We start from the raw sequence: 11,480 nt of genomic DNA, 5'->3' as shown, positions 1-11,480 counted from the left end.
CGCCTTGGTGGCGCGGGTGGCCTGGGTCGCCTTCGCCGGGGTGGCCGCGGCGGCGGCGACCTCGGCGGTGCTGCCGGCGGCCTTGCGAGCGGCCACCTTGCGCGGCGCCGGCGTCGACGGCGCCGCGTCGGAGGCGGGCGCCTGCTTCGGGGCGGGCGCGGCGGCCTTCTTGGTGGTCTTGGCGGTGGTGGCCCGGGACGCGGGGGTCGTCGAGCGGGCCGCGGCGACCCGGCGGCGGGTGCTCGCCGAGCCGTCCACCACAACGGTCACTCCCGCCTCGGAGAGCGCCCGCAGGATCTTCTTGGCCTGGGCCGGAGTCACCTCGGCGGTCTCGACGGTGCGCGCGAGCTGGGCCGACGTGAGCTGACCACCGGCGCTCTGCGCGTGGGCGATCAGGGTGTCGGTGAGCGAGCGAACGTCGGCGCCGGGCTGGCGGGGTTCTGTCACGAATGACCTTCCGGAGGCGAAGAGCGGGCACGGCCGGGTCGTCCGGCACAGCGTGGGGCAACCGGGCCGGGCGATGTGGTTGAGGGACCCTCGTGTCCCGGGCCGGCCGGTGGTCGGCGGTCCGTGGCGCGTGGGCAGGGGTGAATTGTAACGCCGTCTGCGGCGATCATCCTGCGCCGCACGGCGTAACGGCAGCGGGACCGCCGATTCGGCGCAGATGTGGACTTTGTAAGGATGATACTCGCGCACGGCCCGGAACGCCCCGGTCGTACGGGAAGGGACCCTGGAATGGACCGTTCGGCGCCGACACCGCGGGAACTGTTGGCGATCGCGCTCGACGTGGCGCGGGACGCCGCCGCCACCGCGTACCGGATGCGGGTCGAGGGCGTCTCCGTGGCGGCGACCAAGAGCACGGTCACCGACGTGGTCACGGCGGCCGACCGGGCCGTCGAGCGGCAGGTCCTCGACGCGCTGCGCGCGCTGCGGCCGGGGGACGCGGTCCTGGGCGAGGAGTACGGCACGGAGGACACCGGTCCGGCGGAGCCGGGCGGCGTGCGGTGGATCGTCGACCCGATCGACGGCACCGTGAACTACCTCTACGGGTTGCCGTACAGCGCGGTGTCGCTGGCCGCCGAGGTGGACGGGGTGGTGGTCGCCGGCGTGGTGCGCAACGTGCACACCGGCGAGGAGTGGACCGCCACCGCTGGTGGCGGCGCCTGGCGCGATGGCGTCCGGCTGCGCTGTTCCGGCGAGACGGATCTGGGGCAGGCGCTGGTCGGCACCGGCTTCGGCTATGACGCCGGCCGACGGGCGCACCAGGCGTCGGTGGTGGCCGGACTGATCGCGTCGGTGCGGGACATCCGCCGCCTCGGCGCCGCCGCCCTGGACCTCTGCCTGGTGGCGGAGGGGCGGCTGGACGCGTACTTCGAGAAGGGCCTGGCCGCCTGGGACCTGGCCGCCGGCGGGCTGGTGGCCGCGGAGGCGGGCGTGCGGGTCTCCGGCCTGGCCGGTCGCCCGCCCGGCCCGGACCTGGTGATCGCGGCCCCGCCCGCCCTCTTCGCCGGGCTGCACGACCGGCTGGCCGCCCTGGACGCCTCCGGCGGCCCCTGACCGCTCCGCCGGGGTGGACCCGGATGCTCGGCGCGGGGCGGACGGCCCGGTTACGCCGTCACTTCTTGGCGGCGGGGGACGGGCAGGAGCCCGCCGGCGCGACCGGTGGGCCCAGGTCGCCGAGGGACTGGTTGACCTCGGTGGTGGTGGCGAGCTGCTGGAAGCCGTTGCCCAACACCACGTCCACGGTGTCGTCGGTGCGCTTGTCGTCGTAGACCGGCTCGGCGTTGTTGAGGAAGTACGCCTTGAGCAGGTGGGCGGAGCTGACGCCCTTGGGGCCGAACTTCAGCACGGCGACGTCGTCGATGCCCTTGGGCGCGTTGCCGACCTTCTTGACCTGGAACTTGCGGTTGCGGAAGTCGTCGGCGACGGCGCCCGCCCGGCCCGGCTCGTCGGTCGCGTTCAAGACGTTGATCTTGACGTCCTTGGGCTCGTGCAGGGTGACGTCGGCCAACGGCCAACCGTCCGGGCAGCCGCCCGCCGCGCCGGCCTCGCCCTGGCTGTCGCGGACGATCGCGGTGATCACGAACGCCAGGGCCAGGACCCCCAGCAGGCCGACGACGACGAGTGCTCGCACTCGCGCAAAACTCATCTGGGCGCTCCCGGGACCTCAGGTGGGTGGCGGCGGCCGCCAACGATCGCACTGACCGCCGGCCGTCGAATACGCCGCTGAGGTTAACGGTTGTCCGGCCGTCGCGTGGAAACAGTCCGACATGCCGGCGCGCCGACCCTGAACCGGGTACTACTACCCCTATCTTCGTGTCGCCTGAATCACATTGGGAACAACTTCGCGTGCGGGGGCGTACATCTCAGCCGCAAGGGCGGTATACATGCCTCGCCCAAGGGGGGGTAAGGTTCCGCGCTCGCAGGGGAGTGGCCCCAGCGGTCCCGACCCGTACGGTCCCGCGGGTCGGGTGCCCGACACAAGTGGTTGCCGGCCAGCGGAACCGAAACAGCGTCGTCCGGCGTTACAACCGGAAGCGACAACATCGATATGGGAGAGTGACATCCGATGGCCACCGACTACGACGCCCCGCGTCGCGACGAGGTCGACCTCGGCGAGGACAGCCTGGAAGAGCTCAAGGCACGGCGCGTCGACTCACAGTCGGGCGCGGTGGACGTCGACGAGGCCGAGGTCGCCGAGAGCTTCGAGCTGCCCGGTGCCGACCTGGCCGACGAGGAGCTCACTGTCAAGGTGCTACCGATGCAGCAGGACGAGTTCCGGTGCGCCCGCTGCTTCCTGGTCCACCATCGCAGCCAGCTGGCGGTCGAGCGCAACGGCGAGCTGATCTGCCGAGAGTGCGTCTGACACTCACGACACCGGCGGCGGCCTCCTGATCGGGGCCGCCGCTACCGGTGTAGGCGTGCGACGCCGGTGGGTACCTGTTTGACTCGTAGCGGGTAGCCACACCACCGGGAGGTCCGACCCATGAGCGATCGAGGCGACACCACCGACGACGGCGCGGACGATCTCGGCGCCACCGTCGCGGCGTTGACCGCGGACGACATCAAGCCGGCCCGGCGGCGGCAACTGCTCACCCGGATGGTGGGGCAGGCCCGCAGCCGAGGCATTTCCGACCTGTTCAAGCCCCGCGCCGCCGTGCGCTGGATGACCGACACGGTGGCCGAGATCGCCCCGCACGTACCGGTGCGGGACCTGGCCACCCTGCGTCGACACTTTCCCGGCCTGGACGACGCCGCCCTGGCCGAGCGACTGATCCGCAACGCCTCCCGCGCCACCGCCGGGATCGGCGCGGCCGGCGGGGGAGTCGCCGCCGTCGAATGGACCGTCGCGCCCACGCTGCTCTCCGCGCCCGTGCTGCTCGCCGCCGAGACGGTCGCCGTCGTGGCGGTGGAGCTGAAACTGATCGGTGAGCTGCACGAGATCCACGGCGTGTCGCTGCCAAGCGCCGGCAGCCAACGAGCGGTGGCCCTGGTGCACTCCTGGGCCACCCAGCGCGGGGTCAACCCGATGGTGCCCGGTGTGGGCGTGGGCGCGGTGCTCGGCACCGCCGCCCGCAAGGAGATGCGGGACATGCTGCTGCGCCGATTCGGGCGCAACCTCACCACGCTCGGGCCGTTCCTGACCGGCGCGGCGGTGGCCAGCTTCCTCAACCGCCGGGCCACCCGGCAGATGGCCGACCAGCTCCAGGTGGACCTGCGCCGTCGCGGCATCGCCCGGCCGGCGCCACCGCCGGCCCTGCCCGGCCCGCCGACGGGCACCTGAGCGGGGTCGTCGGCGTCGGTCAGCCCGGCTCGCCGGCCGTACGGTCGGCAGGCCGGCCGGCGTCCCGCGCGGCCAGCACCGCTTCGGCCAACTCGACCGGACGCCTCGTGCTCACCACCCAGAACGGGGTCGGGTCGGCGGGGTCGTCGAGCACCACCTGCACGGCGCCGCCGATCCAGGGCCGCTGCACCACGAAGGCGAGTGGGTCCGCGCCCACCCCGAGCACCTCACGGCGGCCGGCCACGTCCAACGGGATCACGTCGGCCACGAAGCGCACCGGCAGCCGGGCGTCGTCCACCCGCAGCTCGGCGTCGGCGACCGCGACGCGGATCCGGCCCAGCCACCACAGCCCGGCGGCGGTGACCGGCAGCAGCACCGCGAAGGGCAGCCAGGCCCGGACGCCGGGGCCGCCCATCCAGATTTCGACGGCCAGCAGCGCGGCGGCCACCAGCCCGGTCAGCCACAGCCACCAGGGCAGGTCCAGCCGTTCGGCGTACGCCGGACGGGCCGGGGTTGGCGGCCGATCGGCGGACGGGGAGGGCGACATGCTCACTCCTGCGAGGGTACGGCGCACGGCGGGCCGGCCAACCGGCAGGATGGCAGGGTCACCGGAGACAACCGGACGAAGAGGGGACCCGTGACCGACGTCGTACCCGTGCCCGTACGGCTGCTCGATGCCGAGCTGCCGCTGCCCACGTACGCCCATCCCGGCGACGCCGGGGCCGACCTGGTGGCCGCCGCGGACGTGGAGCTGCCGCCCGGCGGTCGGGCCCTGGTGCCCACCGGCGTGGCCGTCGCCCTGCCGGACGGCTACGTGGGCCTGGTCCACCCTCGGTCCGGCCTGGCGGCCAGGCTCGGCGTGACGGTGCTCAACGCGCCCGGTACGGTCGACGCCGGCTACCGGGGTGAGATCATGGTCAACCTGATCAACCATGATCGGGACACGCCCGCGAAGATCTCCCGTGGCGACCGGATCGCCCAGCTCGTGGTCCAGCGGGTCGCGCGGGCGCGGTTCGAGCCGGTGGCCGAGCTGCCCGGGTCCTCGCGCGGGGCCGGCGGGCACGGCTCGACCGGCGGGCACGCCGGGCTGGTGCCGTCACCGGCCGGCCAGGAGTGGGCCGACCAGCGGCCGGCCGAGCCGGGCCACGGGCAGACGGAAGAGGTGGCAGGGTGATTGTGAACAGCGGAGGGTGGGCGCAGTGATCTTCTCCCGAAAGCGGGCCGATGCCGGGCGGCACACCCGCGACGAGCGGACCACCGAGGTCCTCGACGAGGGCACCGGGACGTCGGCGCCGGCGCTCGTGCGCGGGCCGTACGACATCTCCGAGGTCGACGACGACGTGCAGCGACTCGACCTCGGCAGCCTGCACATCCCGGCGGTGGCCGAGGTGGAGGTGCGGGTGCAGGCCGACCCGCAGGGCGTGATCCAGCAGGTGGTGCTGGTGCACGGGGACAACGCGCTGCAGCTCGGCGTCTTCGCCGCCCCCCGGTCCGAGGGGATCTGGGACGAGGTGCGCGAGGAGATCCGACAGTCGCTGCTGAGCGACGGCGCCGCCGCCCAGGAGGTCGAGGGCGAGTACGGCCCGGAGCTGCACGCCCAGGTGCGCACCCCGGACGGCCCGACGAACCTGCGGTTCGTCGGCGTCGACGGGCCGCGCTGGATGGTCCGGGGCGTCTTCCAGGGCCCGGTGGCCACCGACCCGGCCAGCGCCGGGCCGCTCGCCGAGTGCCTGGACGGCCTGGTGGTCGACCGTGGCCAGGAGGCGAAACCGGTCCGTGAGCCGCTGCCGCTGCGACTGCCCCGCGAGATCGCCGACCAGGCCGACGCCGAGGGCGGGGACACGTCCGCCGCCGCCGAGCCCCGCCAGGTCTGACCGAGCGCCCACCGGCCCGCCGGAACCGGCCCCGTCGGCGTACGCTGGCGGGACGGTTCCGGCGTCGCCGGAGCTGGGCCGGTGCCGGCCAGCGCCGGCGAGCGTGGAGAGGGTGACGCGGAGGTCATGAAGACCGACGAGAGCCGGGTGTCGCTGCGGCGCATCCTGCAACGGTTCACCGCCAGCGAGGCCGAGATCGACGCGCAGGAGCTGCGGCAGGAGAGCGCCGATTGCGGCGGTGTCCTGGCCCAGCAGTGCTCCCGGGGCCAGCTGGTCTCGGTCGCCGGTCGGCTGCGCACCGTGGTCTACACGCCGCGCACCAACCTGCCCACCCTCGAGGCCGACCTGTACGACGGCAGCGACGTCGTCACCCTGGTCTGGCTGGGCCGGCGGCACATCTCCGGGATCGAGCCGGGGCGGCACCTGACCGCGCGCGGCCGGGTGGCCATGCGCGACGACCGCAAGGTCATCTACAACCCGTACTACGAGCTGGACTCGCCGAAGTGACGGCACCGCGGACGGAAGGCCGGGCATGACGACGGGACAGCACCGGGCAGCACAGCCGGAGACCGATCCTCCGCAGGACGACGAGCCGCTGCCCACGATCGCCGAGCAGATGGCCGACCAGCTCGGCGGCTGGCGGGGGCTGGTCGAGTCCAGCATCCCGGTGGTCGTCTTCGTGCTCGCCAACATCATCGGCGACCTGCGGCCCGCCGTGATCGCCTCGGTGGCCGTCGCGCTGCTGATCGCCGGGTTGCGGCTGGCTCAGCGCCGGCCGATCCGGCACGCGGTCAACGGGCTGTTCGGGGTGGGCATCGGCGCCGCCATCGCCTGGCGCACCGGTGACGAGCGGGATTTCTACCTTCCCGGCATCCTCTACGGCATCGGCTACGGCATCGCCCTGCTGATCTCGGCGGCCATCCGGCAGCCCCTCGTCGGGTGGATCTGGTCGGTGCTGGTCGCCAAGGGCCGCTCCGAGTGGCGGGCCGACCCGAAGCTGGTGCACGTCTTCACCCGGCTGACCGTGCTCTGGGGCGTGGTGTGGCTCGCCAAGGTGGGCGTGCAGGCCGGGCTCTACCTGGCCCACCAGGACACCGCGCTGGGCGTGGCCCGGCTGGCGCTGGGCTACCCGCCGTACGCGCTGCTGCTGCTCATCACCGTCTGGACGGTGCGCCGGGTCACCCGGGAGCCGCAACCCACCCCGCTGCCCGGCGCCTGAGCGACCCCGCCGCCCGGGCCCGGCGGCTCAGTGTGAGCCGCGGGTCCGCTCGACGCTGTCCGGGCCGAGGATGACCGCGCGGACATCGTCCTCCACCTCGGCGGTGCAGACGAAGATCAGCTCGTCGCCGGCCTCGATGGGGTCGTCCGGGCTGGGCACCAGGACGCGCTTGCCGCGCAGGATCGCCACCAGGGCGGAGTCGCGGGGCAGCGGCACCGCGTGCAGGGGCTGACCGACGTAGGGAGCGGTCGGCGGGAGGGTGATCTCGACGAGGTTCGCCTCGCCCTGCCGGAAGGTCATCAGCCGGACCAGGTCGCCGACGGTGACCGCCTCCTCGACCAGGGCGGCCATCACGCGGGGCTTGCTCACCGCGACGTCGACGCCCCACTGCTCGGTGAAGAGCCACTCGTTCTCCGCCCGGTTGACCCGGGCCACCACCCGGGGCACCGCGAACTCGGTCTTGGCCAGCAGCGACAGCACCAGGTTGGTCTTGTCGTCACCGGTGGCCGCGACCACCACGTCGCAGCCGGCGACGTTGGCCTCCTCCAGGCTGGCCACCTCGCACGCGTCGGCGAGCACCCACTCGGCGGCCGGCACCCGGTCCGGCCGGAGCATCTTCGGCTGCCGTTCGATAAGCATCACCTGGTGGCCGTTCTCGATCAGCTCCTGGGCGATCGAGCGGCCCACGTTGCCGGCGCCCGCGATGGCGATCCGCATGGCTCAGTGCCCCCCTTCCGGCGGGGTCGCCGCCACCGACGTGACCGTCGCCACGATGTCGTCGCTGACCAGCATGAACACCTGGTCACCCTCCTGTACGACGGTGGACGCGGTGGGCAGCGTGCCGATGCCGAAGCGGATCAGGTAGGCCACCCGCGCGCCGGATGCCTCCTCCAGGACGCGCACCGGCCGGCCGATCCACTCCTTGTGCACCGGCACCTCGACGATCGACACGGTGCTCGTCGGGTCGCGGAAGATCTCCACGTTGCCCTCGGGCACGAGGTGCCGCAGCATCCGGTCGGCCGTCCAGCGCACCGTCGCCACAGTGGGAATGCCCAGCCGCTCGTAGACCTGGGCCCGGCGCTGGTCGTAGATCCGGGCCGCGACCCGGGACACGCCGAACGTCTCACGGGCCAACCGCGCCGAGATGATGTTGGAGTTGTCGCCGCTGGAGACGGCCGCGAAGGCGTCCGCGCGCTCGATGCCGGCCTGGCGCAGCACCTCGCCGTCGAAGCCCGCCCCGGTCACCGTGATCCCGGCGAAGTCGGGGCCGAGCCGGCGGAAGGCGTCGGCGTCCTGGTCGATCACCGCCACCGAGTGCCCCCGGGACTCCAGGCTGTGGGCGAGGGTCGACCCGACCCGGCCACATCCCATGATCACGACGTGCACGCTGTCCCTCCCAAGGTGCGTACCGCTGCCGCTGGCCCTTTCGCCGCCGGTGGCTCCGAGTTCGAGCCTGCCACGTCCGGGTCGACAGCGGGACCGACCGTACCGCGTCCTGTCGGCCGACGGTGATCGCCCACCCCCGCGTTCTCACCGTGGTGGTCGTACCCTTGGCGTTCGTGGCCAGACCCACCTCGCTGCTGAAGCGACTGCTGCTCGGTCGACCGTTCCGGTCCGACCGACTGCAGCACACCCTCCTGCCGAAGCGCATCGCGCTGCCCGTGTTCGCCTCCGACGCGCTGTCCAGCGTCGCGTACGCGCCTGACGAGATCCTGCTGACCCTGTCCATCGCCGGGGCGTCGGCGTTCCTGTTCTCCCCGTGGATCGCCCTCGCGGTGGTCGTGGTGATGCTCACGGTGGTGGCCAGCTACCGGCAGAACGTGCACGCCTACCCCTCCGGCGGCGGCGACTACGAGGTGGCCACGGTCAATCTCGGGCCGAAGTTCGGGGTCGGGGTGGCCAGCGCCCTGCTGGTCGACTACGTGCTCACGGTGGCCGTGTCGGTCTCCTCCGGCGTGGCGAACCTCGGCTCGGTGGTGCCGTTCGTGGCCACCCACAAGGTCATGATCGCGGTGCTCGCAGTGATCCTGCTGACCGCGGTCAACCTGCGCGGGCTGCGCGAGTCGGGCACCGCGTTCGCCATCCCCACGTACGGCTTCGTGATCGTGATGGGCGCGATGCTGCTCACCGGGCTGTTCCGCGTCTTCGTGCTGGGCGACGACCTGCGTGCGCCCAGTGCCGACCTGGTCATCCAGGCCGAGCACAGCGTGACCGGTTTCGCGCTGGTCTTCCTGCTGCTGCGGACGTTCAGCTCGGGCGCCGCCGCGCTCACCGGCGTGGAGGCGATCTCCAACGGCGTGCCCGCGTTCAAGGCGCCGAAGAGCCGCAACGCCGCCACCACGCTGCTGCTGCTGGGCGCGATCGCGGTGAGCCTGCTCGTCGGGATCATCTGGCTGGCCCGGTTGACCCACCTGCAGTTCGTCGAGGACCCGGCCCTGCAGATCGTCTCGGGCCCCGACGGGTACGTGCAGAAGACGGTGACCACCCAGCTCGGCGAGACGGTCTTCGGCTCCGGCTCGTTCCTGCTCTACGTGGTGGCCGGGATGACCGCGCTCATCCTCTTCCTGGCCGCGAACACCGCGTTCAACGGCTTCCCGGTGCTCGGCTCGATCCTCGCCCAGGACCGCTACCTGCCCCGCCAGTTCCACACCCGGGGCGACCGGCTGGCCTTCTCCAACGGCATCACCTTTCTCGCCCTCTTCGCGATCGTGCTGATCGTCGGGTTCCAGGCCGAGGTGACCCGCCTCATCCAGCTCTACATCGTCGGCGTCTTCGTCTCGTTCACCGTCTCCCAGGCCGGCATGATCCGGCACTGGAACCGACGCCTGCGCACCGAGCGGGACCCGGAGGCGCGCAAGCGGATGCACCGCTCCCGGGCCATCAACACCTTCGGCATGGGTCTGACCGGCACGGTGCTGGTGATCGTCCTGATCACCAAGTTCCTGCTCGGCGCCTGGATCGCGATCGCGGCGATGGCCGTGATCTACGCGCTGATGCTGGCCATCCGCCGGCACTACGACCGGGTCGCCACCGAGCTGACCCCACCGGACGAGGGCCGGGCCGTGCTGCCCGCCCGGAACCACGCGATCGTGCTGGTCAGCAAGCTGCACCAGCCGACGCTGCGGGCCATCGCGTACGCCCGGGCCACCCGGCCGGACACGCTGACCGCAGTGACCGTCAACGTGGACGAGAAGGACACCCGCGACCTGCAGGCCGACTGGGAGCGGCGGGAGATGGCGATCCCGCTCACCGTGGTCGACTCGCCGTACCGGGAGATCACCCGGCCGATCCTGGACTTCGTCGCCTCGACCCGCCGTACGTCACCGCGCGACGTCGTCACCGTCTTCATCCCGGAGTACGTGGTGGGACGCTGGTGGGAGAACCTGCTGCACAACCAGAGCGCGCTGCGCCTCAAGGGCCGGCTGCTCTTCGAACCGGGGGTGATGGTGGTCAGCGTTCCGTGGCAGCTCGCCTCGACCGCGAGCAAGAACCTGGACCGGCTGGACGCCACGCTCTCCCGTACCCCCGCGCGCGGGCCGCGGGGCACCGTGCCTGCCGCGGTCACCGCGCCGCCGCCGGACGAGTCCGGCCCGGTGGACAGCGAAACGGTCGGGAACGGCCGTGACTGAGCGGACCGCGGCGGCCTCGCCACCCGTCGGGGCCGAACGTGGCCTGGCGGAGGCGGAGCGGGTCGAGCTGACCGTCGACGCGGTCGCCCCCGGCGGGCACTGCGTGGCCCGGGTGGACGGGCAGGTGGTGTTCGTCCGGCACGCGCTGCCCGGCGAGCGGGTGATCGCCGAGGTCACCGAGGTGCACCGCGGGTTCGTCCGGGCCGACGCCGTGACCGTGCTGGAGCCCTCACCGGACCGGGTGGAGCCGCCCTGCCCGTACGCGAGGCCGGGCGCCTGCGGCGGCTGCGATCTGCAACACGTCGCCCCGGATGCGCAACTGGCCTGGAAGACCGCAGTGGTGCGCGAGCAGTTGGTCCGCCTCGGCGGGCTCACCGACACCGAGCTGGACCGGCTCGGCGTCCAGGTCGAGGCGCTGCCGGGCGGGCTCCTGGGCTGGCGTTCGCGGGTCCGCTACGCGGTCGACGCCGCGGACCGCGCCGGCCTGCTCAAGCACCGCTCGCACGAGGTCGTGCCGATCGACCGCTGCCGGATCGCCCACCCGGCCATCCAGCAGCTGCCGGTGCTCACCCCGACCGGCACGCGCTGGCCGGCGGCCGAGGCGGTGGAGACCGTCGCCAGCACCGGCGGGGACGTGAGCGTCGCCGAGGTCCGCGACGGGGTGGCCACGCCGGTGAGCGGGCCTACCGAGGTCCGCGAGGTGGCCGCCGGGCGGGACTGGGCGCTGCCCGCGTCCGCCTTCTGGCAGGTGCACCCGGCGGCGGCGGACACCCTGTCCACGGCCGTGCTGGAGCTGCTCGACCCGCGTCCGGGCGAGGTGGCCTGGGACCTCTACGGCGGCGCCGGGCTGTTCGCCGCCGGGCTGGCCGCCCGGGTCGGCGCGTCCGGCCGGGTGACCCTGGTGGAGGCTGCCGCGCAGGTCGTCGCGCCCGACCGGGAGAACGTGGGGGAGGTGCCCGGCGAGGAGGTGGTGG

13 protein-coding genes and 1 pseudogene are annotated in these 11,480 nt (G+C 73.2%); 9 read left to right on the top strand and 5 right to left on the bottom strand.

Going from position 1 to position 11,480, the window contains the following annotated elements; all coding sequences use genetic code 11:
• Window positions 1-447 (bottom strand): annotated as a pseudogene (locus tag ABZU46_RS28315) (RNA polymerase sigma factor); the annotation flags it as partial.
• Between the two features lie 288 nt (window positions 448-735).
• Between ABZU46_RS28315 and ABZU46_RS28310 the strand changes: the two are divergent.
• Window positions 736-1,557 (top strand): inositol monophosphatase family protein, encoded by an 822-nt coding sequence (locus tag ABZU46_RS28310; protein ID WP_354862506.1) that lies wholly within the window; start codon window positions 736-738, stop codon window positions 1,555-1,557.
• A gap of 58 nt (window positions 1,558-1,615) precedes the next feature.
• On the opposite strand, the gene ABZU46_RS28305 is transcribed toward ABZU46_RS28310, so the two are convergent.
• Window positions 1,616-2,134, bottom strand: coding sequence for a LytR C-terminal domain-containing protein (locus ABZU46_RS28305; protein ID WP_354862507.1), 519 nt, complete (start codon window positions 2,132-2,134; stop codon window positions 1,616-1,618).
• Window positions 2,135-2,569: 435 nt separating this feature from the next.
• Between ABZU46_RS28305 and ABZU46_RS28300 the strand changes: the two genes are divergently transcribed.
• Both ABZU46_RS28300 and ABZU46_RS28295 read left to right on the top strand, forming a co-directional pair.
• Window positions 2,570-2,866, top strand: coding sequence for a DUF4193 domain-containing protein (locus ABZU46_RS28300; RefSeq protein ID WP_007075406.1), 297 nt, complete (start codon window positions 2,570-2,572; stop codon window positions 2,864-2,866).
• 120 nt (window positions 2,867-2,986) lie between these two features.
• Window positions 2,987-3,784 carry a hypothetical protein gene (locus ABZU46_RS28295; RefSeq protein ID WP_354862504.1) on the top strand — a complete coding sequence of 266 codons (798 nt, stop codon included), beginning with the start codon at window positions 2,987-2,989 and terminating at the stop codon, window positions 3,782-3,784.
• 19 nt (window positions 3,785-3,803) lie between these two features.
• Here the strand turns inward: ABZU46_RS28295 and ABZU46_RS28290 are convergent, their stop codons facing one another.
• Window positions 3,804-4,331 (bottom strand): DUF3093 domain-containing protein, encoded by a 528-nt coding sequence (locus ABZU46_RS28290; RefSeq protein WP_354862502.1) that lies wholly within the window; start codon window positions 4,329-4,331, stop codon window positions 3,804-3,806.
• A gap of 90 nt (window positions 4,332-4,421) precedes the next feature.
• On the opposite strand from ABZU46_RS28290, the gene dut reads away from it, so the two are divergent.
• The 4 genes from dut (at window position 4,422) to ABZU46_RS28270 (ending at window position 6,877) form a co-directional block, all read left to right on the top strand.
• Window positions 4,422-4,958 (top strand): dUTP diphosphatase, encoded by a 537-nt coding sequence (dut, locus tag ABZU46_RS28285; RefSeq protein WP_354862500.1) that lies wholly within the window; start codon window positions 4,422-4,424, stop codon window positions 4,956-4,958.
• Between the two features lie 25 nt (window positions 4,959-4,983).
• Window positions 4,984-5,658 (top strand): DUF3710 domain-containing protein, encoded by a 675-nt coding sequence (locus ABZU46_RS28280; protein WP_354862498.1) that lies wholly within the window; start codon window positions 4,984-4,986, stop codon window positions 5,656-5,658.
• A 126-nt stretch (window positions 5,659-5,784) separates the two neighbouring features.
• On the top strand, window positions 5,785-6,165 hold the full coding sequence (locus ABZU46_RS28275) for an OB-fold nucleic acid binding domain-containing protein (protein ID WP_354862496.1): 381 nt from the start codon (window positions 5,785-5,787) through the stop codon (window positions 6,163-6,165).
• A gap of 25 nt (window positions 6,166-6,190) precedes the next feature.
• Window positions 6,191-6,877 (top strand): DUF3159 domain-containing protein, encoded by a 687-nt coding sequence (locus ABZU46_RS28270; RefSeq protein WP_354862494.1) that lies wholly within the window; start codon window positions 6,191-6,193, stop codon window positions 6,875-6,877.
• Window positions 6,878-6,904: 27 nt separating this feature from the next.
• On the opposite strand, the gene ABZU46_RS28265 is transcribed toward ABZU46_RS28270, so the two are convergent.
• Window positions 6,905-7,594 carry a TrkA family potassium uptake protein gene (locus ABZU46_RS28265; protein WP_234587936.1) on the bottom strand — a complete coding sequence of 230 codons (690 nt, stop codon included), beginning with the start codon at window positions 7,592-7,594 and terminating at the stop codon, window positions 6,905-6,907.
• Between the two features lie 3 nt (window positions 7,595-7,597).
• Complete coding sequence (locus ABZU46_RS28260) at window positions 7,598-8,263, bottom strand: TrkA family potassium uptake protein (RefSeq protein ID WP_266251020.1); 666 nt, start codon at window positions 8,261-8,263, stop codon at window positions 7,598-7,600.
• A gap of 173 nt (window positions 8,264-8,436) precedes the next feature.
• Here ABZU46_RS28260 and ABZU46_RS28255 point away from each other — a divergent pair, with 173 nt between their 5' ends.
• Together ABZU46_RS28255 and ABZU46_RS28250 are read left to right on the top strand one after the other, a co-directional pair.
• Window positions 8,437-10,506 carry an APC family permease gene (locus ABZU46_RS28255; RefSeq protein WP_354862491.1) on the top strand — a complete coding sequence of 690 codons (2,070 nt, stop codon included), beginning with the start codon at window positions 8,437-8,439 and terminating at the stop codon, window positions 10,504-10,506.
• Window positions 10,499-11,480 (top strand): TRAM domain-containing protein (locus ABZU46_RS28250; RefSeq protein ID WP_354862490.1); only part of this gene is annotated, 982 nt, incomplete at its 3' end. The genes ABZU46_RS28255 and ABZU46_RS28250, both read left to right, overlap by 8 nt.

It is taken from the genome of Micromonospora sp. NPDC005197 (assembly GCF_040608295.1).
In the GTDB taxonomy this organism is placed as follows: Bacteria; Actinomycetota; Actinomycetes; order Mycobacteriales; family Micromonosporaceae; genus Micromonospora.
Note: the sequence above shows the minus strand (reverse complement) of the source record. Positions and strands in the feature narration are given on the sequence as shown.

What these genes read in the sequence shown, in the direction of transcription:
- ABZU46_RS28310 (WP_354862506.1), top strand. Translation starts at nt 736, where the DNA reads ATGGACCGTTCGGCGCCGACACCGCGGGAACTGTTGGCGATCGCGCTC.
- ABZU46_RS28300 (WP_007075406.1), top strand. Translation starts at nt 2,570, where the DNA reads ATGGCCACCGACTACGACGCCCCGCGTCGCGACGAGGTCGACCTCGGC.
- ABZU46_RS28265 (WP_234587936.1), bottom strand. Translation starts at nt 7,594, where the DNA reads ATGCGGATCGCCATCGCGGGCGCCGGCAACGTGGGCCGCTCGATCGCC.
- ABZU46_RS28275 (WP_354862496.1), top strand. Translation starts at nt 5,785, where the DNA reads ATGAAGACCGACGAGAGCCGGGTGTCGCTGCGGCGCATCCTGCAACGG.
- ABZU46_RS28290 (WP_354862502.1), bottom strand. Translation starts at nt 4,331, where the DNA reads ATGTCGCCCTCCCCGTCCGCCGATCGGCCGCCAACCCCGGCCCGTCCG.
- ABZU46_RS28295 (WP_354862504.1), top strand. Translation starts at nt 2,987, where the DNA reads ATGAGCGATCGAGGCGACACCACCGACGACGGCGCGGACGATCTCGGC.
- ABZU46_RS28270 (WP_354862494.1), top strand. Translation starts at nt 6,191, where the DNA reads ATGACGACGGGACAGCACCGGGCAGCACAGCCGGAGACCGATCCTCCG.